Source organism: Oceanispirochaeta sp. (assembly GCF_027859075.1).
Classification (GTDB): Bacteria; Spirochaetota; Spirochaetia; order DSM-2461; family DSM-2461; genus Oceanispirochaeta.
The window spans coordinates 1-24,104 of record NZ_JAQIBL010000038.1 but is presented as its reverse complement, the minus strand read 5'-3'; the positions used below and the strand labels follow the sequence as shown (position 1 = coordinate 24,104).

General features: G+C 49.0%; 22 protein-coding genes. 14 read left to right on the top strand and 8 right to left on the bottom strand.

What is annotated here, in order from left to right; genetic code table 11:
* Positions 1–4 precede the first annotated feature (4 nt).
* On the top strand, positions 5–121 hold the full coding sequence (locus PF479_RS02305) for a DsrE/DsrF/DrsH-like family protein (RefSeq protein WP_367277195.1): 117 nt from the start codon (positions 5–7) through the stop codon (positions 119–121).
* A gap of 61 nt (positions 122–182) precedes the next feature.
* Here the strand turns inward: PF479_RS02305 and PF479_RS02300 are convergent, their stop codons facing one another.
* Complete coding sequence (locus tag PF479_RS02300) at positions 183–707, bottom strand: DinB family protein (protein WP_298001826.1); 525 nt, start codon at positions 705–707, stop codon at positions 183–185.
* 182 nt (positions 708–889) lie between these two features.
* On the opposite strand from PF479_RS02300, the gene PF479_RS02295 reads away from it, so the two are divergent.
* The 7 genes from PF479_RS02295 to PF479_RS02265 all read left to right on the top strand — a co-directional run bounded on the left by PF479_RS02295 (position 890) and on the right by PF479_RS02265 (position 7,754).
* Positions 890–1,723 (top strand): TetR/AcrR family transcriptional regulator, encoded by an 834-nt coding sequence (locus PF479_RS02295; protein ID WP_298001824.1) that lies wholly within the window; start codon positions 890–892, stop codon positions 1,721–1,723.
* Positions 1,605–2,783 carry a TolC family protein gene (locus PF479_RS02290; RefSeq protein WP_298001828.1) on the top strand — a complete coding sequence of 393 codons (1,179 nt, stop codon included), beginning with the start codon at positions 1,605–1,607 and terminating at the stop codon, positions 2,781–2,783. The genes PF479_RS02295 and PF479_RS02290 overlap by 119 nt, the downstream gene beginning before the upstream one ends.
* A 10-nt stretch (positions 2,784–2,793) precedes the next feature.
* Positions 2,794–3,696 (top strand): efflux RND transporter periplasmic adaptor subunit, encoded by a 903-nt coding sequence (locus PF479_RS02285; RefSeq protein WP_298001822.1) that lies wholly within the window; start codon positions 2,794–2,796, stop codon positions 3,694–3,696.
* Positions 3,671–4,615, top strand: coding sequence for an ABC transporter ATP-binding protein (locus PF479_RS02280; RefSeq protein ID WP_298001820.1), 945 nt, complete (start codon positions 3,671–3,673; stop codon positions 4,613–4,615). The genes PF479_RS02285 and PF479_RS02280 overlap by 26 nt, the downstream gene beginning before the upstream one ends.
* Complete coding sequence (locus tag PF479_RS02275) at positions 4,612–5,349, top strand: ABC transporter ATP-binding protein (RefSeq protein ID WP_298001818.1); 738 nt, start codon at positions 4,612–4,614, stop codon at positions 5,347–5,349. The genes PF479_RS02280 and PF479_RS02275 overlap by 4 nt, the downstream gene beginning before the upstream one ends.
* Positions 5,350–5,352: 3 nt before the next feature.
* Positions 5,353–6,462, top strand: a complete 1,110-nt coding sequence (locus PF479_RS02270) for an ABC transporter permease (RefSeq protein WP_298001816.1) — start codon at positions 5,353–5,355, stop codon at positions 6,460–6,462.
* 182 nt (positions 6,463–6,644) lie between these two features.
* On the top strand, positions 6,645–7,754 hold the full coding sequence (locus PF479_RS02265) for an ABC transporter permease (protein WP_298001814.1): 1,110 nt from the start codon (positions 6,645–6,647) through the stop codon (positions 7,752–7,754).
* Between the two features lie 30 nt (positions 7,755–7,784).
* Here PF479_RS02265 and PF479_RS02260 read toward each other — a convergent pair whose 3' ends face one another.
* The 5 genes from PF479_RS02260 to PF479_RS02240 all read right to left on the bottom strand — a co-directional run bounded on the left by PF479_RS02260 (position 7,785) and on the right by PF479_RS02240 (position 14,663).
* Entirely contained in the window at positions 7,785–10,670 is a 2,886-nt protein-coding gene (locus tag PF479_RS02260) for a molybdopterin-dependent oxidoreductase Mo/Fe-S-binding subunit (protein WP_298001811.1), read from the bottom strand.
* Complete coding sequence (locus tag PF479_RS02255; protein ID WP_298001809.1) at positions 10,667–11,461, bottom strand: FAD binding domain-containing protein; 795 nt, start codon at positions 11,459–11,461, stop codon at positions 10,667–10,669. Before PF479_RS02255 ends, PF479_RS02260 begins: the two co-directional genes overlap by 4 nt.
* The gene (locus PF479_RS02250; RefSeq protein ID WP_298001807.1) at positions 11,458–12,828 is read right to left on the bottom strand and encodes an 8-oxoguanine deaminase; all 1,371 of its coding nucleotides are present in this window, start codon (positions 12,826–12,828) and stop codon (positions 11,458–11,460) included. Before PF479_RS02250 ends, PF479_RS02255 begins: the two co-directional genes overlap by 4 nt.
* A gap of 339 nt (positions 12,829–13,167) precedes the next feature.
* Entirely contained in the window at positions 13,168–14,208 is a 1,041-nt protein-coding gene (locus PF479_RS02245) for an asparaginase (RefSeq protein WP_298001805.1), read from the bottom strand.
* Positions 14,209–14,228: 20 nt separating this feature from the next.
* A complete protein-coding gene (locus PF479_RS02240; RefSeq protein WP_298001803.1) occupies positions 14,229–14,663 on the bottom strand; it encodes an RbsD/FucU domain-containing protein in 435 nt (144 codons plus the stop codon).
* A gap of 474 nt (positions 14,664–15,137) precedes the next feature.
* On the opposite strand from PF479_RS02240, the gene eda reads away from it, so the two are divergent.
* Both eda and PF479_RS02230 read left to right on the top strand, forming a co-directional pair.
* A complete protein-coding gene (eda, locus tag PF479_RS02235; RefSeq protein ID WP_298001801.1) occupies positions 15,138–15,806 on the top strand; it encodes a bifunctional 4-hydroxy-2-oxoglutarate aldolase/2-dehydro-3-deoxy-phosphogluconate aldolase in 669 nt (222 codons plus the stop codon).
* Positions 15,807–16,026: 220 nt separating this feature from the next.
* Positions 16,027–17,124 carry a sugar kinase gene (locus PF479_RS02230; RefSeq protein ID WP_298001799.1) on the top strand — a complete coding sequence of 366 codons (1,098 nt, stop codon included), beginning with the start codon at positions 16,027–16,029 and terminating at the stop codon, positions 17,122–17,124.
* Between the two features lie 32 nt (positions 17,125–17,156).
* Here the strand turns inward: PF479_RS02230 and PF479_RS02225 are convergent, their stop codons facing one another.
* The gene (locus PF479_RS02225) at positions 17,157–18,593 is read right to left on the bottom strand and encodes a nitronate monooxygenase (protein WP_298001797.1); all 1,437 of its coding nucleotides are present in this window, start codon (positions 18,591–18,593) and stop codon (positions 17,157–17,159) included.
* 181 nt (positions 18,594–18,774) lie between these two features.
* Between PF479_RS02225 and fabF the strand changes: the two genes are divergently transcribed.
* The 3 genes from fabF to PF479_RS02210 all read left to right on the top strand — a co-directional run bounded on the left by fabF (position 18,775) and on the right by PF479_RS02210 (position 21,978).
* Entirely contained in the window at positions 18,775–20,019 is a 1,245-nt protein-coding gene (gene fabF / locus PF479_RS02220; RefSeq protein WP_298001795.1) for a beta-ketoacyl-ACP synthase II, read from the top strand.
* A 56-nt stretch (positions 20,020–20,075) separates the two neighbouring features.
* Positions 20,076–21,242 carry an alcohol dehydrogenase catalytic domain-containing protein gene (locus PF479_RS02215; protein WP_298001793.1) on the top strand — a complete coding sequence of 389 codons (1,167 nt, stop codon included), beginning with the start codon at positions 20,076–20,078 and terminating at the stop codon, positions 21,240–21,242.
* A gap of 220 nt (positions 21,243–21,462) precedes the next feature.
* Positions 21,463–21,978, top strand: coding sequence for a hypothetical protein (locus PF479_RS02210; RefSeq protein ID WP_298001791.1), 516 nt, complete (start codon positions 21,463–21,465; stop codon positions 21,976–21,978).
* Here the strand turns inward: PF479_RS02210 and PF479_RS02205 are convergent.
* Positions 21,975–22,499, bottom strand: coding sequence for a cyclic nucleotide-binding domain-containing protein (locus PF479_RS02205; RefSeq protein WP_298001789.1), 525 nt, complete (start codon positions 22,497–22,499; stop codon positions 21,975–21,977). The genes PF479_RS02210 and PF479_RS02205 overlap by 4 nt on opposite strands.
* A gap of 179 nt (positions 22,500–22,678) precedes the next feature.
* Here PF479_RS02205 and PF479_RS02200 point away from each other — a divergent pair, with 179 nt between their 5' ends.
* A complete protein-coding gene (locus PF479_RS02200; protein WP_298001787.1) occupies positions 22,679–23,944 on the top strand; it encodes a hypothetical protein in 1,266 nt (421 codons plus the stop codon).
* Positions 23,945–24,104: the final 160 nt, after the last annotated feature.

Genomic DNA, 24,104 nt, shown 5'->3' with positions numbered 1-24,104 from the left:
CCAGATGTCCATGGACGTGATGGGCGTTGCCGAGGAAGAGTTGATGGAGGGTGTTGAAATCGGAGGAGTAGCTTCCTTCCTGGGCGCCGCCGATGATTCCCAGACCAATATGTTTATCTAATTTTTGAAATATTTGATGCAAAAGGGCATTCCTGAGGGATTGCCCTTTTTTTCTGATATAATCAGATATAGATCAAAGATCTATCAGGATCGACATACTCACCTCTTTGCTGTTTCTGCCATGTATCATGGGTCTTTTCAATCTGTTTTATATGATCATGGATATGATTTGTATACATTTGCAATACCTTTTCCAACGTTATAACCCCTCGTTCAGGATGGACAACTGAGTTCTTCCAGTCCCCTTCTTTAACAGAGTCCAGGAGTATCCCGTTATACTCTCTGAAAGCCTCAAGCAGGTTCAGGCAAAGAGGAACAGTTTTCTGGGGTGTAAATAATTTTGCGACCCAGAGTTCCTGATTATAAACAGGAAGTTCGCGGCCAGCCTCGGCAATAGTACCGTTAAAACGCATGAGTGAGTTAAGATCAGAGTCAATGATATGCACAACGATCTCATGAATGCTCCAACGCTCAGGACCCGGTTTATACTCGAAGGCTTCAACAGGAATAGTACTTAAACAAATCCTTAATTTTTCCGGACCTTCTTTATATAAAGCAATAAGTCTATTTCTTTCATCAACTGTCATTTGACTCTCCTGATATTTCATCTCAATCACAAGGATAGTCTTTGAACCACACATTTTCAAATATCAAAATGAGCAGCCCTCTGACATTTAAAATAAATCAGGAGGGAAACCGGCTCTTGACAAACATCTAATACGTGTATTTAATAGACCTATTAAATACACGTATTAACAAGGATGATCCCATGAGTCCAAAAGAACACAAACAGATGGAGCAGCTCATCATCGAATCGGCGGAAGATCTCTTCATGGAGAAAGGGTCCGCATCCACTTCAACCACTGAAATTGCTAAAAAAGCCGGCTGCAACCAGACACTGGTGCATTACTACTTCAGGACTAAAGAGAAGCTTTTCCAGGCCATATTTGAAAGGAAGATTAAAGCGTTCCTTACTGTTTTTGAAGATATAGGCAACATGGATCTTCCCTTCGAAGAGAAATTGAAGAGGATTATTGATAATCATTTTGAACTTATTTCAGTCAATTCCCGCCTTCCCTTCTTTATTCTGAATGAGATGACAACAAATCCATCAAGGATCGGAATACTGAAGGAGAAGTTTGCCCCCATGGCAACAAATGTATACAGCCGCCTGGATTCTGATATGAAAAAGGCCATACAAGAGGGGAAAATCCGAAAAATGGAGACTCTGGAACTGTTCATCACAATTTTATCTCTTAATATTTCGGTCTTTTTACTCCATCCGATCCTGAAGGAAGTCCTTGATTTAAAAAAGGAAAAGTTCAGAGAATATGCCCGGAAAAGAAAAAAGCAAAACATTGAAATAATTCTGAACAGCCTGACACCAGAAAAAAGAGGAAACTATGAAAAAAAAGTTTTTACTAGGATTGGCATTGATGATAGGAGCCTCCCTTCATGCCCAGATAAGCCTGGAAGAGTGCCAGATAAAAGCTCTGGAGCTCTATCCCTCGATACGACAGTCGGGGCTGATAGAAAAAGCCCGGAACTTCTCTCTGGACGGAGCCAATACGATGTATATGCCCCGTTTGACCCTGTCGGGTAAGGCATCTTATCAGTCTGAAGTCACAGCCTTCCCCCTCTCCCTGCCTGGAGTCTCAATGGAAGAGATGTCTAAAGATCAGTATCAGATTCTCCTTGATTTGAATCAGCCCCTCTGGGACGGGGGGAGGACTTCTTCCCGGAAACAGATAATCAATGCCTCCTCTCAAGTGGACAGAAAAATCCTGGATGTTGAACTCTACTCCCTGAAGAGCAGGGTCAACCAGATCTATTTCGGGATTCTTCTCCTGGAAGAGCAGCTCAAACAGAATGCCCTACTGATAGCGGATCTGGCAACAAACTACACCCGTGTATTATCCCTCTACAACTTTGGTATGGCTAAGGCTTCCGACCTGGATACCCTCCGGGTGGAGCAGCTGAAGGCGGAGCAGACAAAAACAGACCTGGCTTTTGGAATAAGTTCCTACCGGATGATGCTCTCACAGATCACCGGAATACCCCTGGGAGAGGGCATAGAACTGAGTCGTCCGGAAACCGCAGCAGATTCTTCCTCTGCCGCAGGATTCAAGCGCCCAGAAATGATCCTGTATCAGGCTCAAAAAGAGACATTGGAAGCCCAGAAAGAGATGATCCGGGCCAACACGATGCCCCGGCTCAATGCATTTGTGCAGGGAGGATACGGAAGGCCCGGTCTGAATATGCTGGACAATTCATTCAGCCCCTTTTATCTCACAGGTATCAGACTGAACTGGTCATTGGACAGTTTTTACACAAAGCAGAGTGATATGAAATCCCTGGAGATTGAGAAACAGCGTGTAGAGACCAGAGAAGAAACCTTCCTCTACAATACGGGACTCCAGATCAGCTCACAAGTGACAAATATAGAAAGGTTGAAACAGCAGATCCAAAAGGATGATGAAATCATCCTGCTCCGGAGGGCCATCAAGAAAAATGCGGAAATTCAGCTTGAAAACGGAACGATGACCGTCAATGATCTGATCAAAGAAATTACAGAAGAAAATCTGGCCCAACAGAAGAAGTCTCTCCATGAGATACAGATGCTCCAGACCCAATATGACCTCAACTTTACAAGCAATGAATAAGGAAATAATCATGAAAAAATACACGACTACGGCCCTTCTTTTGGCGGTTCTTTTCTTCAGCTCCTGCGGGAATGCAGACGTCGAGATCGATGCCTCTGGATCTTTTGAAGCGGTGGAGCTGATTGTATCCTCAGAGGCCAGCGGTAAAATCCTGGAATTGGATATTCACGAGGGAGACAGGGTTGAGGAAGGGAGCGTACTGTGCCGGATCGACACGGTACAGCTGGCATTGAAAAAAGAGCAGCTCCAGGCTTCGGCAGAGAGCATGAAATCCAGAATTGTGGATGTAAACATCCAGACCGCCCCGTTGAGTCAGCAGATAGCGACCGTTAAGAAAGAGAAGATCCGAATTGAAAATTTGATAAAGTCCGATGCGGTGAACACCAAGCAGCTGGATGATATCAACGCCCAGCTGGCCACGCTGGAAAAACAGCTGAACGCCCAGATTCATTCTTTTCAGAATGGAAACAGGGGTATCAGCAATGAGCTTGCCGCCATGGACAGCCAGATTGCCCAGCTCGAAGATCAGATCAGGAAGGGAAGGATCACCAGTCCCATCAGTGGCACGGTCCTGGTGAAGTATGCAGAGAAAGGAGAACTCGCCCTTGCGGGAAAGGCCCTCTTCAAAATAGCCGATCTGGATCAGATGTATCTGAGAGCCTATGTCACGGCAGGCCAGCTGACGAGTATCAAGCTGGGTCAGAAGGTCACCATCCTCTCAGACCTGGGAGTGGGGGAATACAAAACCGCCACCGGAAAGCTGACCTGGATCTCCGATAAGGCGGAGTTCACACCCAAAACCGTGCAGACCAGGGATGAAAGAGCCAATCTGACCTATGCCGTCAAGGTGGCTGTTCCTAATGACGGTTTCCTTAAAATCGGGATGTATGGCGGAATCAAATTCGGTGAGTAATCCCATGATCAGCGTACAGAATATCACCCGGAGTTTCGGCCCTCTCATGGCCCTGAATGACCTGAGTTTCGAGGTAGAGGCCGGGGAGATCTTCGGGCTGATAGGTCCAGATGGTGCGGGAAAAACAACACTCTTCAGAATCATGGCCACCCTGCTGCTGGCCGACCAGGGAAAAATCACCCTGGACGGTCTGGATGCCGTCGAAGATTTCCGAACCATCAGAAAGCACATCGGCTATATGCCCGGGCGTTTTTCCCTCTACCAGGATCTGACGGTGGAAGAGAACCTGAGCTTTTTTGCCACCGTCTTTAATACGAGTATCAAGGAAAACTACCACCTGATCAAAGACATTTATGTCCAGATAGAGCCCTTTAAAAAAAGGCGGGCCGGGGCCCTCTCAGGAGGGATGAAACAGAAACTGGCTCTCTGCTGCGCCCTGATTCACTTCCCGAAGATCCTACTTTTAGATGAGCCCACGACGGGGGTGGACCCCGTATCCCGGGCGGAGTTCTGGCACATGCTGGGCTCTCTAAGAAACAATGGAATCACGATCGTCGTTTCAACACCCTATATGGATGAGGCCGGACGCTGCAACAGGATTGCCCTGATGCAGCAGGGATCTTTCCTCAAGATGGATACTCCGGATCAGATCACCGCTCAGTATGACCGGACCCTGATGTCTGTCCGCAGCGACTCCATGTACCCGCTGCTCAAAGATCTGAGAGAAATCCCGGAAATCATAAGCTGCTTCGCCTTTGGTGATTCCCACCACATCAGTTTTGATCAGACAGGGTTAAAGAGTGAAAGGATTGTAGAATTCCTCAAAAAAAAGGGACATAAAAACATCGATCTATCCCCCATTGAAGCAGGGATAGAAGACTGTTTTATGGATCTGTCCGGTCCGGGAGAACAAACATGAGCGTTATTACGGCAGAAAACCTGACCAAGAAGTTCGGTCATTTCACAGCGGTGGATCATATCAGCTTTGCCATTGAAAAAGGGGAGATCTTCGGATTCCTCGGCGCCAACGGTGCGGGCAAGACAACAGCCATGCGCATGCTCTGCGGCCTGAGCATTCCCAGTTCCGGCACGGGGCTTGTCGCCGGGTTTGACATATACAGAGAGACAGAAAAAATCAAGAAAAACATCGGCTATATGAGCCAGAAATTTTCACTCTATGAAGACCTGACGGTGAAAGAGAACATCCGCCTCTTTGCCGGAATCTATGGTGTCAAAAACAAGGAAATAGCCCCCCGGACAGAGGAGATGCTGAGGAGTCTGGGATTTCTGGAAGAAAAAGACACCCTGGTCAAGGCCCTTCCTCTGGGTTGGAAACAGAAACTCTCTTTTTCCGTGGCCATCTTTCATGAGCCGAAACTGGTCTTTCTGGATGAACCCACCGGAGGTGTGGATCCCGCCGCCAGGCGGCAGTTCTGGGAACTGATTTATGATGCTTCCGCCCGGGGAATCACCGTGTTTGTCACCACCCATTACATGGATGAGGCGGAATACTGTAACAGAGTCTCCATCATGGTCGACGGCAGGATCAGTGCGATGGACAGTCCCCGAAACCTCAAAAACCAGTACGGCTGCGACTCTATGGATGCCGTTTTTCAGACTCTGGCCAGAACTGCCGTCAGAGCGGGAGATTAAAGAATGAAACAATTTATCGCCTTTATTCAAAAAGAGTTTCACCATATTTTCCGGGATACCTGGACCATGATCATCCTGCTGGTCCTGCCTGTACTGATGCTGATTCTCTTCGGATATGCCCTCTCGACGGAGGTGAAGAATGTCAGGGTGTCCATCTATGATCCCTCCAGAGACAGCATGACAGAAGAGATCGTCCGGAAACTGGAATCCAGCGAGTATTTCACCATCTCCGGGATTCTGGATTCACCCCTGGAGATTGAAAAAGAGTTCCAGAGCGACAATTCTGCCCTGGTGGTTGTATTTTCTGAGGATTTTTCCTCCACCACACTCCGGGGGGGTGCTCAGATACAGCTTATTGCCGACGGCTCGGACCCGAACACGGCGGTGACCATGACCAACTATGCCACGGCCATCATATCCGGGCTGCTCCAGGAGAAAACAGCAGCTCCTCCGGGCAGGATCTCCCATCAAATCAATATCATCACAAAGCTGATTTACAACCCTGAGATGAAGAGTGCCTATAATTTTGTACCCGGAGTAATGGGTATGGTGATCATGCTGATCTGCGCCATGATGACCTCCATTTCGATCGCCAGGGAAAAAGAATCCGGTACCATGGAGATCCTCCTGGTATCCCCCATGAAGCCTCTGCTGATCATACTCTCCAAGGCGGTCCCCTACTTTTTTCTATCCTGCATCAATCTTCTCACAATCATTCTGTTTGCTGTGTTCCTTCTTAAAGTACCCATAGCCGGAAGTATCCCGGCTCTCCTGACGGTGTCACTGATCTATATCTTTGTCTCCCTGTCCATCGGGCTTCTCATCTCCTCGGTAGCCACGTCTCAGGTCATGGCCCTTCTCCTGTCGGGAATGGCCCTGATGATGCCTGCCATGTATCTGTCGGGAATGATGTTCCCCATAGAAAACATGCCCCTGGCCCTTCAGTGGGTTGCCCAGATCATTCCGGCCAAGTGGTACATCGTGGCGGCAAAGAACATCATGATCAAAGGTCTTGGGTTCTCATCCATTGTCAGGGAATTGGCAGTGTTATCCCTGATGGCCCTGGTCCTGATCACGGTCAGCCTGAAAAGATTCAAATTGAGACTGGAGTAACCCTTCGGCCTCGAGAGAGGGGACACCAGGGCAATGTTGTATATACCTACCCGGGCAATGTTATTGCCCGGGTAATCAAAAAGTAAAGGCCGAAGGGTATTGCGCTGGTAGTGACTGCCCCTTAGGCCTCGAGTGATTAGTCTCCGAAGCTGTAAACCAGCTTCGGTAAGGAGAAATAAATAATGCTGAAATATTTAATTGAAAAAGAGTTCAAACAGATGAAGAGGAATTCCTTTCTGCCCAGAATGATTATAGGTTTTCCACTGATGGTTCTTCTCTTCCTTCCCCTGGCGGCCAACTTTGAGGTCAAAAATATTAATCTGGAGATCATAGACCATGATCACAGCCTTCTGTCGGGCAAGCTGATTCAGAAAATCACCGCCTCGGGATATTTCATTCTTTCCGATTTAACAGAGAGCTATGATGATGCCATGAAATCGATAGAGCTGGACCGTTCAGATGCGCTGTTGATCATCCCCTCGGGATTCGAAACAAGGCTGCTCAAAGAAAATGTTGCGGATCTGAATATTTCTGCGAATGCAGTGAACGGAACAAAAGGAGCCCTGGGTACATCCTACCTCTCGGCCATCATCAGGGACTTCAACACAGAGTTGAGCCAGGCATCAAAGGGTCCTGACTTGTTCCTTCCATCTCCCGTGGAAATCATACCCCGCTACCGTTTCAATCCCTACCTCAGATACCCCGTGTTTATGGTCCCCGCTCTGATGGTGATGCTTCTGACCATGATCTGCGGCTTTCTTCCTGCCTTGAACATTGTGGGAGAAAAAGAGAAAGGGACACTGGAACAGATCAATGTCACCCCGGTGGGTCGTTTTATCCTGATCCTCTCCAAACTGATCCCCTACTGGATTATCGGCTTTGTGGTGCTGACCCTCTGTTTCGGCATTGCCAGAGTTTTCTACTCCCTGACGCCCGAAGGTTCACTGGCGACGATCTATCTGTTTGCATCCATCTTTATTCTGGGAATCTCCGGCTTCGGCCTGGTTATATCCAATTACGGGAAGACCCTGCAGCAGGCCATGTTTATGATGTTCTTTTTTATCATCACCTTTATTTTTCTCAGCGGTTTGTATACACCCGTCAGCAGCATGGAACAATGGGCCCAGTACTTCAGCCTCTTTGTCCCCCTCCGGTATATGATCGAAGTGCTCCGTCAGGTCTATCTCAAGGGCAGTCATTTCAGTGATCTCCTTGTCCAGTTGGCCGCTCTCTCGGGATTTGCCCTGTTCTTCAATGCCTGGGCTATTCTGAGCTACCGAAAATCGGAGTAAAAAAAACCCCTGCTCCGACAGGGGATTGTATCAGATCTTTCCCAGACCTTTTAATATCTTTTCAGGTGTGAGAGGCCAGGAGCGAATCCACACACCACAGGCATCATGGATAGCATTGGCAATCACAGGGGCTGCTCCGTTAACCGCAATCTCGGAGATAGACTTTCCTCCGAATGGCCCGAAGGGATCATCCGTAAAGACCATGTGTGCCTGAAAATCCTCGGGCACATCACCCATCATGGGGACACCGTAACTTCTGAGATCCGGGTTTATACAGCGCCCCCTTTCATCAAAGACCATCTCTTCATACAGGGTATGGCCGATGGACTTCATCACGCCGCCATAGATCTGTCCCAGAGCCAATTCAGGATTAATGGGAGTTCCACAGTCCTGGAGGGCATAGTATTTCTGTATCTTTACGGCCCCGCTGCGGATATTCTCTGCCACCTGACAGAAATGGGCCCCGTAGGGAAAGGCCGAATCCTCGGTGGTATATGAGGCTGACCCGATGAGCTGGCCTCGTCCCTCCCCTGTGAGGCTGTCACGGGATATCTCCTCAAAACTGACCTGACCTTTTTTCCCTTTGACAAGAGAGGGGTATTCCAGAACTAGATTCTCGACAGGTTCATTCAGCATTTCACCGGCGGCCTTCAAGATCTTGACCTTAAGATCCTCTGCGGCTTTCAGGGCGGCATTTCCGGAAAAGTAGGTACCGCTGGAGGCATAGGCTCCAGTGTCGAAACTGGTGGTATCCGAGTCTCCGGAACGGATGGCAATGTCATTCATAGGGGAGCACAGAACCTCAGCGGCGACCTTCACACAAACCGTATCAAGACCCGTACCCAGATCGGCTCCACCTGAACGGACTAAAAGGGTCCCGTCGGTTAAAAGTTTGACCTCCGCATTGGAGTGATCCAGTCCAGGCAGACCCGAACCCTGCTGTATAATAACAACACCCTTGCCGATTTTGACATCGGGATCTGCCGATTCTACCTTCTTTCCCCACTCAATCAGTTCAGCCCCCTTTTTAAGGGAACCGTCGAGACCGCAGCTGATGACAGGGGCTGCCTTGCCTTCCCGTCCTTCACCCAGACACTTGAGAATATCCAGCATGGACCCTTCTCGAACTCTGTTTTTTTCGATCAGCGCCAGGGGATCCATTCCCAGCGCTTCGGCCAGTTCGGCCACGGCCATCTGAAGGGCATAGGAACCCTTGGGAGCACCGTATCCCTGGTAGGCACCGGCTGGAGGGATATTGCTGTAGTATGTGGTTACATCAAAGTGAAAATGATCACAGAGGAAAAGTGGCAGCGACTTGGAACAGGCGTTCATAGGCACAGTGAGACAATGGTTCCCGAAAGGCCCTGTGTTGGCTTCGACGGTCATGTCGATAGCCGTCATGGTTCCGTCTTTTTTGGCACCGATTTTCACCTTGATTTTCATCACATGCCGTGTGGTGCAGGCAATAAACTCCTCTTTGCGGGAGTACTGATAGAATACGGACTTTCCGGTCTGCCAGGTAACCCAGGCAGCCAGCTCTTCCAACAGGATATCCTGCTTGGAGCCGTATCCTCCACCGACCCGTTCCTTGATGACATGGATCTTATTTTCCTTGATTCCCAGCACCAGGGCCACGATGCGCCGGAGGTGCCAGGGAACCTGGGTGGACGCATGAATGACCAGGCGGTCCCCTTCCATTTTTGTATAAACAACATGAGGTTCCAATGGTGTACACTGAATCTGAGAGGACTCATACTCCCTCTCCAGGACTACATCAGAGTCCTTAAAAGCAGCCTCCACATCTCCAATACCGCCATCTACGGAAGCAGCAATATTCTTTCGCGGGTTTCCGCCAATGGGAAACTGATAGATGACTCTTCCATCTCTGGGATCGGCTCCCTTATTCTGTTCTTCCAGATCATCAGGAGCGCCTGCGACGTACTCTATCCATCCGTTTTGAACAATCGGAGCTCCCTCTGCTTTAGCTTCTTCGATGGAGCGAATCACTGGCAGAGCTTCATATTCCACATGAATCAGAGCGATGGCATCCAGAGCAATCTGCTCGGTTTCGGCCACGACAGCGGCGATTCTGTCACCGTGATGCCTGATTTTCTGATTGAACATCTTCTTATCATAGGGAGAGGGTTCGGGAAATCCCTGACCGGCCGATCCATAATAGACATCCGGACAGTTTTCATGGGTCACGATGGATACGACACCGGGGAGGCTTTCGGCCATGGAAGTATCAATTTTCGTGATATAGGCATGAGCAAAACTGCTCCTTAAGAGCTTCATATACAGGGAGCCCGGTTCAACCCGGTCCTCCACATAGGCTTTGCGTCCCATCACCAGCTGGGCACCGTCCACCTTGCGGCGTGGTGTTCCCACGTCCCGGAGGTCTTCCCGGAACTCGGGAGCAATCTTAGTTTTGGCTGAGCCATGGGCAAAATCGGGGTCATCCCGGTATTCCAGAGCCAGTTCTACCGCTTTGAAAAGAGGGATATAACCGTAATCCCGGACAAAAAGGCCGGAAAAAGCGTCCCGGATATCTGAATCCGTCGGTTTTTCAATACGCTCCAGCAGTTCCTTCAGGATAAGAGCCGAGGCAGGAGCATTGTAGCCCGACTGGACGGCACCGGCATCGACAAGAGCCGCCTGGAGATATCCCATTTTATTGACACCCGACAGGGATTCTCCGGTTTCGACGGAATGTCCGTCCAACTGAGCGGCGACCAGAAGTCCCGCATTGACGGGTTTCCCATCCAGGAGGATGGTATCGCTGCCGGTGAATCCTGCATGATGATCACTGTCTCGGACTGAGATCATCCCCTGCTGGGTCAGGAATACCTGTGCATTCTGAAAGTCATCCACATTCGTATAGAGTGTTCTTCCGTTTAATATAAATTCAATCTTCATGCTGAAGCCTCCAGACAGCGGTTTACACAGTCCTGAACGATGACAGCGCAGAGCTCTTTTTTATATTCCGCCGACCCCTTCAGATCACTTTTTGCAGTAACGGCTTTTTTAACGGCCTCTTCCAGCTCGTTGCCGGGTTTGACATGTCCTGTGATAAGAGCCTCCTCCACACTCGTCAGCCTGGTAATTTTCTCACCCAGGCCGCTGACGGCGATGGCAGCCTTTATAATCTTCCCCTGGTCTGTCTGAAGGGATACGGCAGCGGAAAGAACAGAAAGCCCCCCCGCGCTCCGCAGAATATTTTTAACTGCGCCATGACCCTTGTTATGGGCAAAGCGCACATTGATGATAAGATCATGCCTGTCTTCTTCGATATACCTGGACAGGGGAATTATTTCCTCTGTGCCCAGCTCCAAATCTGCATCCAGAACCATCAAGATGGGGACCAGATAGGAATCAGGCAGATGAGCACCTATATTTCCACCCAATGTTGCCTGGTTCCGGACATTCCGTGAGCTCAAAAACAAGGCTGCTTCTTTCAAAGGGGGGTAGCATTCATCCCAGTCAATCAGTTCCTGAAAGGTCGTACTTCCTCCCAGAATATAAGTATGATTCCCCTTCACACAGGCCTTCAGGTTCAGGGCTTCCAAAGAGATATAGACCTCTCCATGAGATATGGATGCAGGATTATTGATTTCACTCCCGCCTCCCAGATATAGACTCCCTGAATACTCGGCTTTCATTGTGACAGCTTCTTTTATTGTCAGAGGTTTTAAAAACATACCGCTCATAGCTGAACTCCTCCCTTTTTCCATAATTCTGCAGACAGGCGCATGCAGGAATCTTTCAATTCCTCTTCATCCACAGCCGTCAGCTTTCCCTTGTCTACGGCTATTTTTCCGTTGACTATGGTGTATTCTGCTTCATGATTGTATCCGGAAAAGATCAACGCCGCCACTGGATCGCTCAAGGCACCGGCATACTCCAGTTTATCCATATTGAAGACGGCCAGATCTGCCGCCATTCCCTCTTCCAGACGTCCAACTTTATCATAACCAAGGAGGCGGGCTCCATTCTCTGTACCCAGTTTGAGCACATCCGCTGTAGTGACTGCCGACGCTCCGTAATGAACCCTCTGGAGCATCAGGGCGTTCCGGACTTCTCCCAGCATATCCGAGGAGTCATTGGAGGCTGACCCGTCCACGGCCAGACCGACATTTATACTCCTGGGAATCATTTCGGTCACACGGCAAATACCGGATCCCAGACGCATATTCGAAGTGGGACAGTGGGCGATATGAGTCCCTGTATGGGCCAGAAGGTCCAGCTCTTCATCATTGAAGTGAACTCCATGAGCAAAGAAAACGTCCTCCCCCAGAAAATCACAGTCGGCCATGACCTCCAGGGGCCGGCGGCCATAGACCTGGAGGCAGAACTCATTTTCGTCCCTGGTTTCCGCCAGGTGGGTATGGAGGCGCACCCCGTACTCCCTGGCCAGGGCGGCAGAGTCCTTCATCAGCTGTTCGGTAACCGAAAAGGGGCTGCACGGAGCCAGAACAATTTTCTTCATGGAGAAGTCATCCGGATCGTGATAAGCCTTGATGACCCTCTCAGAATCCTTGAGAATCGTCTTCTCATCCTGAACAACCGTATCCGGAGGCAGGCCCCCGTCTTTTTTGCTCAACGACATGGACCCCCGTGTTGGAGAAAAGCGCATTCCCAGCTTGTCCGCGGCGGCAAATTGAGTCGCCATGATGTCCCCGTCAATGTCACGGGGATAGAGATAATGATGATCTGTGGCGCATGTACAGCCTGTCTTTAAAAGTTCTCCCATGGCCAGTAGGGAGGAGTTGTAAACCGATTCTATATCCAGATGCTTCCAGATATCATAGAGATATACCAGCCATTCAAAGAGTTCAGCATTCTGAACAGCCGGAAGATTGCGGGTAAATGTCTGGTAAAAGTGGTGATGCGAATTGACCAGCCCGGGGATAACAACCCTCCCCCGCCCATCAATGACCCTGTCGGCCTGAACATCCAGATTCTGTCCTATCTTTTTAATGATATTCCCTTCAATCAGAATATCCGAATCCTTCAAGACCCCTTTGGCAGCACTTTGAAACACACGGCTGCACTGTTTTATCAGTACTGTATTCATTGGAAACTCCCTCAATTTCGATCCCATTGTTTCCGGTTATTTATAACTCTGTTGAACAGGACTGTATTCATCCAAACTATACCATGCCCGGGGCAGCATCATAAGTCAGAATCCGGGCATGTCAGACATCTCAAATCTCCATCAGGAAAAAGCCAGTGACTAAACACAGGAATAAGATCAAAGAAAGATCCTTCAAATATGATTATACTGGACACCAGGCGGAATTACTTTCATTCCCTGTGGAAGAGTGGTTTTTTCTCGTTTTGACACAGCAACCCCGGCTCAGCAGGGATGATGATGACAGGAAACCTTTCCCATCGACTCGCCCCGGAGAATGCTTCATACCAGCGGGAGCAGTGATTTATCCAGATCACATCCCACAGGTTCAACCAACAGGCGGTAAACCGCATCCATTCGCTTATGCCCCGTGAAACCGGGCTGTTCCATGCCGACCCGTCCCAGGGCATACATCATCTTCTGCAGGGCTGCCGCGGCCGTAAGAACAAACCCCTCCCGGGCCCCTGCATCAGAAACCTTACGCCCCGCCCCAGAGAGGGAAAGTATGGTATGCCCCTTCAGGCAGGTGGTGATGACCAGAGCGGGGATGCCCCTGGACAGGATCTTTTTTAAGGCGGGAATTTCATGAGCCGGCAGATTACCCGAACCGAAACCTCCCAGAATGAGACCCTCCAGACCAGGATAATCCTGAAGACCCTCCAAAAGGGATATGGAACTGCCGGAAGTCATGGGAAGGTAGAGAACCCCGGAATTCAGGGAAGAGAAGAAACAGGGCCGGGAAGTACTGCGGGGGATGCGGTGGTCCAGAAGACGGACAGAGACTCCCAGCTCCCCCAGAGGGGGAACCCGAAAGGAATGAAAGGCGTTAAAGCCATGCACATTCTCTTTAATGCTCCGGTTTCCCCGGAGGATGCGGTCTCCAAAGCAGATAACCACCTCTCCCAGATCCATGGAAGCCGCCTTAACTGAGTAATACAGATTATTGAGGCCGTCCGGACCGGGTGCAAAAATAGGCAGCTGCGCCCCCGTCAGAACCACGGGTTTCCCCAGGTTTTGAACCATATAACTCAGGGCGGCTGCTGTTTCCACCATGGTATCAGTTCCGTGAATCACCACAAATCCGTCAAAACCGTCGTAATTCTCGTATATGAGCCGGGCCATCTCCATCCGGAGGATTGAAGTCATATCGCTGCTGTCCATCCTCTCCAGACGCAGGACTTCCAGCCGGGCAATATCATGAAGACGGGGAACCATCTCGATGTAATCGGTAGAACAGGGAACAAGAGAACCATCAGCACTAGCGGTCTGACTGATGGTTCCACCTGTATCCAGGATCAGAATACGCGGCAGTGATAATCCCATTGAAACCTTCCCTTTGAGGGTCAGTCGACGACGACCCCTTTACGAATCAGCACATTAGCATACAAAGCACCTTCTCCTGTGGCAATAACAGCAAATGCTTTTTTGGCTCTTTCATAGAATTCAAAGCGCTCGATAAAGTTGAAATCCTTGAAAGAAGCATTATGCTTTTTGACAATGCCTTTGTATTCATCCCATATGGGAGTCTCTACCGTATCCCCGGGAACAATTTCCATCAGAGAAACCGGGGCTTCCTCACCGTAGGGGTCCAGAGGAAAGAGTTCCAGCACCGCATCCAGAATGTCCGTACCGCTGAGACCATCGGCCCTGACCAGGCGCTGAGCACAGCTGGCTGAGGGAAAATTTCCATCAGCAATGATGATTTCATCACCATGACCCATTTCCATCAAAATCTTAACCAGTTCGGGTGAGAGGATTTTTGGTATTTTATTTAGCATATGAGTTTCTCCATTAATAATTAAAATAGATTCCAGCCCCGGGTTATACGAGTCACCCCAGGCCCTTTTAGTGTTTTAAAACACCAGACCCCGATTGTCAAGCAGATTCTTTCCCTTCAATGTTGCAAAAGGTCATAGGTACAAAAGAAAGGCAAAACCAGCCCGAAACCATTAAAATGTAAGTATGAAAATAACATATGCCCTTATTCTCTCCCTCCTTTGCCTGACCGAGACGATGGCCCAAGACTTCAAGGCCTCCGAGGATTTAGATTTTGCACAAGTCGAATATGTGGAGGCAGCAGAGAATCTTGATAGATTTGAAGACCGACTCTGGACCAGATTACTCCGTAAAGACCAGATAAAAAATAATTAAATTTACATTTTCAGTTTTTAAAACCCTGTTTCATTTTAGGAAGTCATGATAAAGTAGGACTATTGAAACAACGAGTTCACAACGAACTCAAGGAGTATAGAATGAGTGAATACAAAGAAAAATGCGATGCTGTTGTTCAGGCATTGGGAAAGGTTAAAGTCGTTCCCGTTCTGGCCATCGAAAAGGTGGAAGACGGCATCAGGATGTGCAAAGTCTTAAATGATTGCGGTCTCAAAGCAGCCGAAATCACCTTCCGAACCAAGGCTGCCGAAGGGATCATCAAAGAAGCGGCCCGGCAGTTTCCCGAACTGGTGTTGGGAGCCGGAACAGTCCTCACAATCGAAGACCTTCACAGAGCCTTCGATGCTGGCGCCCGGTTTGCGGTAGCCCCTGGCTTTAATCCCGTGATAGTGACAGAAGCCGTCAAGTCGGGCTATCCCTTCTTCCCCGGATTCTGTACCCCCTCCGAGCTGGAGCAGATCATGCAGTTCGGCATCAGAATGGTCAAGTTTTTCCCGGCCGAAGCCATGGGCGGTACCAAAATGCTGGCCAACTTCATCGGTCCCTATAAGCACATGGGAATCAATGTCATGCCTACAGGCGGCGTAAACACCGACAACCTGGGAGACTATCTCTCTATTCCTCAAGTCCCCTGTGCCGGCGGCACCTGGGTTGGAAAAGCGGCGGACATTGAATCCGGCAGCTGGGACAAGATTGCCAAGATCGTCAAAGAAGCTGTTGAACTGGCAGCAAAATACCCTTCGGCTTAGGCCCTTAGGCCCTTAGGCCTATACTAGAAAACCACCGGAGCCATGTTATGGCTCCGGTAGGACATACCCTTAGGCCTAATCATACAAATCACCAGAGTCCTGTCAGGACTCTGGTAGAACATACCCTTAGGCCCTTAGGCCTATACTAGAAAACCACCAGAGCCATGTAATGGCTCTGTTAGTACATTCTGGTAGAACGTTCTTATAAAAGGAGAAAACCATGTCAAAATTAATTATTAAACCTGCATCCGAGTGCAGATATGACATCCTGTCCCTGGGAGAGGTGATGCTTCGCCTGGATCCCGGTGAAGGGAGAATCCATACAGCAAGGCAGTTTACCGCCTGGGAAGGCGGCGGTGAATACAATGTTGCCCGGGGACTGAGACGCTGTTTCGGTAAAAGAGCCGTTGTTGTCACCGCTTTGGCTGACAACCCTGTAGGACGTCTGGTAGAAGACCTGATCCTCCAGGGCGGAGTGGATACCTCCTACATCAAATGGGATAAATACGACGGCTGCGGCCGGGATACCCGAAACGGCCTGAACTTCACAGAACGCGGATTCGGCATCAGAGGAGCCGTCGGTTGTTCAGACAGAGGCAATACGGCTGTCTCCCAGCTGAAAGAAGGGGACATCGACTGGGAAGGAATTTTTTCCCAGGGAGTTCAGTGGTTTCACACAGGCGGAATATTCGCAGCCCTCTCTGAGACCACACCCGGAGTCGTCATCGAAGCCATGAAGGCAGCCAAGAAGTATGGAACCATCATCTCCTACGACTTGAACTACCGCCCCTCCCTGTGGAAAGCCATAGGCGGTGAAGCCAAGGCCCAGGAAGTGAACAGAGAAATAGCAAAATATGTGGATGTGATGATTGGAAATGAAGAAGACTTCACGGCCTGTCTGGGCTTTGAGGTGGAAGGAACAGATGATAATCTGAGGGAACTGGAAACAGACAGCTTCAAGAAAATGATCAACAAAGCCACAGCAGCATTCCCCAACTTCAAGGCCACAGCGACAACCCTGAGAGGCGTCAAATCAGCCACGGTCAACGATTGGGGAGCCATATCCTGGTATGACGGGACAATCTATGAGGCACAGCACAGACCCGGACTTGAAATTATGGACCGGGTGGGTGGGGGAGACAGCTTTGCCTCCGGCCTGATCTATGGATTTATCACCTTCAATGATGCAGATAAAGCCGTCAATTACGGTGCGGCTCACGGTGCACTGGCCATGACCACCCCCGGAGATACAACCATGGCCACGTTGGCAGAGGTTGAAAAGATCGTCGGAGGCGGCGGCGCCAGAGTCGACCGTTAAAGTCTTTTTATTAAAAGAACCGGACCACACTATCAGGATTGTGTAGCCGGTTCTGATTTCCCATTCATGATGTAATCAATCACATCCCGGGCTGTAAAGTCTATTTTTGTCTGAACAAGTTCTTTCAATGTATCCAGGTGGGACCCCAGTGTCACAAGGGGTTTCTCAATACTCCCGTCGGCATAGCTTGTAGACAGTCCGACCGTAGCATACAGGGCATTACACAAACAGCATTTGTTCTGATCCGCTTCCTGAGGGTCTCCCCCCTTCATGACAAAGCTTTCCTTAGCTTCGGCAGAACATCTGTATCCCAGGCTGCCGTCTTCTTTTTTATAGATATGTCTCAAATAGCCCAGATTGCAGATCTTCTTCCGCATTTCAAACACAGATTTTTCAGCAATGGTATCTTTGAGTTTTAATACTTTGAAAGGAAATCCTGTAGGAGAAGCCTCAGCATCGGTGAATACAGAACTATCTCCCTTCTTCACAGCGGCAATGATTTTTTTTCTCAGTTCAGGAAAAATCCCGGAATCCCGGCACAGAGCAAAGGCCGAACCAACCTGAATACCCGCAGCTCCCGCCTTTAAGGCGGCCTTGAGTCCGCCGGGAGTCCCGAATGATCCGGCCAGCCAGAAGGGGAGTCCCAGTTCTTTCAGTTTTTCTGTATCGACCGCATCCCTGTCACCGTACACGGGCTCCCCTGCTTCATCCAGGGTCAGTTTTCCTCGGGGAGGAGCATTGTGGCCTCCGGCATTGTGGTTCTCAATGATGAGACCATCAATTGGTCCTGATGCTTTCTTGGTCATCATGGTCGCCAGAAAATTGGACGAAACAATGGGCAGAAAACGAGGCATTTTCAAGGAGGGGAGTTTGGCTCCAAAAAGGGCCGCCGGATCAAAGTGGGAAAAGAAACTTTCAGTCTTGTCTGCGTCCTCAACACTGAGTCTTAAAGAAGCATCCTTATTTTCAGAAAGACGCTTCAGTATGCCCGGGATTTCAAGAGGGATTCCTGCACCAACGATGACATAATCAATTCCCGCCAGGAGGGCACCATATATGGAAGAGAGTGTAGGCAGCTGAACCTTAGCCAGATAATTCACACCGATATGTCCGGGATGACCTTCTTTAGCCAGGTATGTTTCTGTAAAGTTGGCCGCCACAGTCAGTTCATCCAGGTGGTTATTGTTTTTGACTGTAAACATGGGAACCTGAACATATTTTTTACCTGATCCTTCAGGAACAAAATACTTGTCCAGTATCCGTTTGGCCGTTTCCTGAAAAGGAAAAGCCTTAAGGGCCCGTCTCATATGTCCGCCGGGATCGCCATCCTGCAGCCGTCTGGCCAAAATACCATCCAGAGCAATTCCTGAGATGACCCCCAAATGACCAGCCAAGGCGACTTCCCGGGCCAGACACCAGTTTGAAACGGCAATACCCATACCGCCTTGTATTATTTTTGGATAGTTCACGACAGACTCCTCAATATATTCTCTTCTGAAATATCACTCCGATATTACCGGATCATTTTAAAAGAGTAAATGTTATTCTGACGTTTTAACAGATGATGTCAAAAATAGTCAATATGTACTAGTCCTGTACATTGACAATTTCATGCATTCTGTCAAAATAAAAGAATTAAGGAGTACTGCAATGATTATGAATGAAGATATTGTCGTAACTGGAATCGGAACCATAACATCCATAGGTCTGAACAAGGAAGATTTCTGGCAAAATCTGATTTCCGGAGTGTCCGGAGCTGCTCCCATCGGGGCTTTTGTAACCGAGGGTTTCGCCACAACCATTGCCTGTGAGCTCAAGGACTTCAAAGCCTCGGATTTTATGGAAAAAAAGAATGCCCGCAAGATGTCCCGATTCTCCCAGATTGCCGTATGTGCCTCCCTCGAAGCCGTCAGGGATGCCCATCTGGATCTCACGACGATTGATCCTGTCAGAGCAGGATGTATCATGGGCTCTGCTGCCGGAGATTATGAAATATTGGAAAAACAGTTCTCCATCCTCGCGGAAAAAGGACCGGGAAAAGGCCATCCTCTGGCAGTACCCAGGATCATACCTAATATGGCTGCTGGAAATATAGCCATTGAACTGGGACTCCACGGCCCCAATATGGCAGTTCTCTCGGCCTGTGCCACAGGAGTTCACTCCATCGCCTCGGCCATACAGATCCTCAGACTGAACCAGGCGGATGTGATGATCGCCGGAGGAACCGAATCGACCATCACTCCCCTTGTGGTAGATTCCTACAGCTGTATGAGAGTCCTGTCCTCCCGGAATGATGATCCCCGGGGAGCCAGCCGTCCCTTTGATAAAGACAGAGATGGTTTTGTCATCGGAGAAGGATCCGCGGCTCTGATTTTGGAGAGAAGAAGCCATGCCGAGAAACGGGGCGCCAGAATCTATGCCTGCCTGGCGGGAATCGGCATGACCGCCGATGCCTCCAGCATTGCCGCTCCTGAAGAGAATGGGAAATGGTCGGGTAGAGCCATGGAACTGGCGATGGCCGAAGCAGGACTCAAGCCTGAAGATATCGGCTACATCAATGCCCACGGAACATCCACCCAGGCCAATGACCGGACCGAATCAAGGGCCATTCAAAATGTATTTGGAGAGAAAGCCTCCAAAATACCGGTCAGCTCCAACAAATCCATGATAGGACACACCCTGGGAGCAGCCGGAGCCATCGAAACCGCAGCCACAGTACTAAGCCTATACAATGGAATAATCCCTCCCACGATAAATCAGAACACCCCCGATCCGGACTGTCCTCTGGACACAGTTCCCAACACGGCAAGGGAAGTCAAATTCTCGGCAGCCCTGACAAACTCCTTCGGCTTCGGTGGCCAGAATGCAGTACTGGCCATTAAAGGTAATAATTGACAGAGCCCTGAGTGAGGGGGATAATAAAATGATCCATCCCCTAAAGGAAGTCAATTATGAGCCAAACAGGAAAAGCCGCCATATGGAAGGGCCGCTACAATATAGAAATCCAGGAGCTGCCCATCCCGGAAGTCAGAGAGGACGGCCTTCTGCTAAAAGTAGAGGCCGCAGGAATCTGCGGTACCGATGGACATCTCATCCAGGATAATCCACCCTACCCGGCCATCATGTGCCATGAAGTAACCGGGACAATCGTCTCCATGGGCTCCAAGGCCAACAAGAGTCTGAATGTTTTCGGCGGACCTCTCTCGGAGGGTGACCGCATAGTGCTTTATCCCTGGATAACCTGTGGAAAATGTGCCGGATGTCTGTCGAGCAGACCCGGAACCTGCACTGTTTGCGACAACTCCTTCGTCTACGGTGTCCCCTACTCCAAACTGGGACTGGAAGGAAAAGAAACCATCAGCTCCAACATCAGTAACTGGCCTTACTTCATGGGAGGCTTTGCCGAATACGTCTATGTTTTCCCCGAAACCTATGTCTGGAAGGTACCTGATTCTATGCCCTCCGACATCGCCGTCCTCCTGGACCCCATGGCCGTGGCCATGAGAGCCCTTGAGCTTACCCTGACAGGACCTGGAATCATGGAAGCAGGACTGACCACAGACTCCAGAGTGGTCATCATAGGTTCGGGTCAGGTTGGAGTTCTCTCTGCCCTGTTGGCAAGACTCATGGGGGCCCGTCAGGTCATCATGATCGGTAGCCGGGAAACTCGCTTACGCCTGACCAAAGAGATTGCCGCCTCCGATCATATCATCGATTATCACCAGTACAGCCGGCAGGAGCGGATAGACAAGGTCAGAGATCTTACCTCGGGTGGAGCCGACGTTGTCATCCAATGCTCCAACAATGTGGATACCTTTGTTGACGGCCTGGAAATGATGCGGCGTATGGGTACTTTTGTTGAAGTTGGCAACATGGTCAATCAGGGGCGTGAGGTCTCTTTTGACCCGGCCAGACTGGTGTGCAGCAAGCATGCAAGAATTCTGGGAATGAGTGCCAACCATCCTGCGGCCTTCAATAAAGCTTTTGGAATCCTGGAACGCCATGAAGCACTCGGACTCGAAAAGATGTTCACCCACAAGACAAATTTGCAGGGGCTTCTGGAAACTCTAAAGAAAATGAACGATCATGATTATCTTAAAGGAATCGTCCATCCGTAAATGTTGAAAGACTTTTGCTTTTTGGAATATTAGGACTTGCCAGGAACGAAATTCGGGAGCACAATAAAGTCCTCCGGTTTCGATTCCCGGTTGTCTCCGTCGGTCCAGTTGATCCTTCCTGCCCGACGGAGTTTTTTAATATTTTATAGACAGAGGTATTGGACCTGAAACCAGGGATGATGGTATAATAAGCATGCATCCCCTTTTCAGGAGGTTCCTTTTGAAGCATTTTTACCGTAATTTATGTCTTTTTCTCACCACATTCCTGATATTCTCCTGCTCCAATCAACTCGGCCCCACCACAGATGAGGATTATGCGGGAGTCTGGGATCTTTCACCTGGTAGATACGATGGTACGGATGTATTAATTATAACCGATACAACCTACGAATCTTATACCCAGTATCCATCCATCGGTTTGTATAAATCTCACAAAGGTTTTATCAAAGCTGATCCGCTAAACGGTTCAATGTATATTGTGACAACCCATGTCTTTAATTATGACTATGACAATATTGAGTATTCCGATCTCTTGGGAGAAGATGTTTTTATGCCTGTGGCTCCGGAAGGCAGCTATTTACCTGTCGAATCGATTCAGGATTATCAGGACAATCCCGTCTATTATGAGTACCTCTCCGGTCTGGTCACAAGAGAGAACAAACAATATAGCGTCGCAGGAGGGATTCTTGATATTGACGGTATGGTCTTCTATTCTTCCTCATTTACGGACTATTAACCGAGCATATCATTCACAAGGGCATCGATATCATCCTGTGAGGCATTATCCTTTCTTTCATAAGCCAACTCCTGATTGGACTCCTTCAGCTTTCTGAGGAGGCTGAAGATGATCATCATGAGAACCTTATTCCCCTCCATGGGGAATATTTTTATAAACTGCAGCAGGTTCCGCCTGGTGATCATAACAACTTCCGCCTGTGAGGCGCAGATCACATTGGCCGTTCTGGGTACCTTCAGAAACATTCCTGCTTCCCCGAAGATTTCTCCCTTGCCGATGGTGCAGATATAACTCTCTCCTCCATCAGAACCCCTGTTCGCTGTCACCTTGACACTACCCGAAAGTATGCTGTAGAAAGATTGGTTCACATCCCCCTGGCATATGATGATCTCCCCTTCTTCATAGTACTGTACCTGGGAGAGATTCAGAAGATCACCCATCCTGATTTTGTCGAGGAATCGAAAAGGCATAACTGATCTGATTTCCTTGAGATTATATTTATCCGGCTGCAGCTGGTCCACAAAAAGCCCTCCATCAAAGTGTAATGAATATTAATAACCTCATGGGCAATACAGAAAACAATAGGAGTTCCCATTGCAGAACAGGGTTAATTATTCCTGACTTAAGAAAAAACAAACATTTACTTATATGTTTAAATATAGTATAATAATTGATATTTTTCAAAGAAGCGAGGATGTATATGAAATTATTTTTTAATTCCCTTATGCTGATCTTTCTTGCCTTGATACTTGCATTCACCAGCTGCAGTGACGGCTCTTCATCAGATGAACCTGTAGATGACGAACCTGTAAATGACGAACTTGCAAATACCATACCACCGCCTGAGAACCTGATGGGAACAGTTGCTCTGGATAACGGAGAGGCTGCGGTTATGGATCTGCAATTTGGGGATATAGCTGCCGGAGCCAGGGCTTCAACCGTCAGTGTGAGTGGAAAGATACGCTATATGAGTGCTGATTATATCGTCGGCGGGCTGTACGACTACTCGACAGGAGCCCTGGATATCTTTGCAAAAAATACTTCGAACGGATTAAAATTTGTATTCAGCGGGACCTATACCGAAACAGCCGGATTCAGCGGCACAGTCAAACTCTATGCCGCGGATGAAACAACAGTTCTTGCAACCGGATCAGCTTCTGCAGTATCAGCAACAGATAGTGAGAAAAGCAGTATCAGGTTATTTACCGGAACCTTCGGCGGAGATGCCTGGGGCGTCTGGAACGGGACCCTGACAGCGACATCTTTCTACGGAACCTATGCGGGAGAGGAGAGTGGATCAGGTTCCTTTATCATGAGCCGTTCCGACAACTCCCTGTCAATGACGAGTACAATAGCAGACAGACCAAGTGGAACAGGCACAATTATTGAGCCGGTGGGGAGCAGTCCCGTCGCGACAGCATCAGGAAACTGGGTCATGGTAGATGATGATCCGGGAAGCTCAGATATCTATACCGGTACATGGAGCGGTACTGAAGTAGATTCCAACTACGATGTTTCAGTACCGAATGCCAGCTATGATACAGGTTTCCTGGCAAACTTGACATTTCAGGCTCTGGAAAATGCTTATAATATCCTTGATATGGGAGGATCAGCTTCCGGTTTATCCTACACCACCATAACTGACGGATATATAGTCACTTTTGACCCCTATTATGATGTCCAGACAGGAATAACTCTCACAGGGGAAATGCTCCTCATCTTCTCCGGGGAGGATGTCGTAATCTATGTGGACGACAATGTTTCTGATTATGAAAGTATTGCTGCTCCTGCTGCCTTTGGTACAGGAATGGAAATCACCTTTGCTGAAGGTCCTAACACATTTCTTAAGGTAAGCGCAGAATGGATAGAGGCAACATCGTCATTTGATGCAGGACCTGTAGGAACCGACCCAACTTGGCAAATAGATTCAACAGATGTCCTTCCTGCAATCACTTTAGTTTACTGATTTTCATTCATACCAAGTCCCGGGCCTTCGCCCGGGGTTTTTTATTTATAATTCAAACAAAATCAGCAACACTTTCCAAATCCGCAGGCTCGGGCGTACATCCCTGCCACATCCCGTATCCGGCTGATGATCAGATCCTCGGCGGTCAGCTTGATCTTTC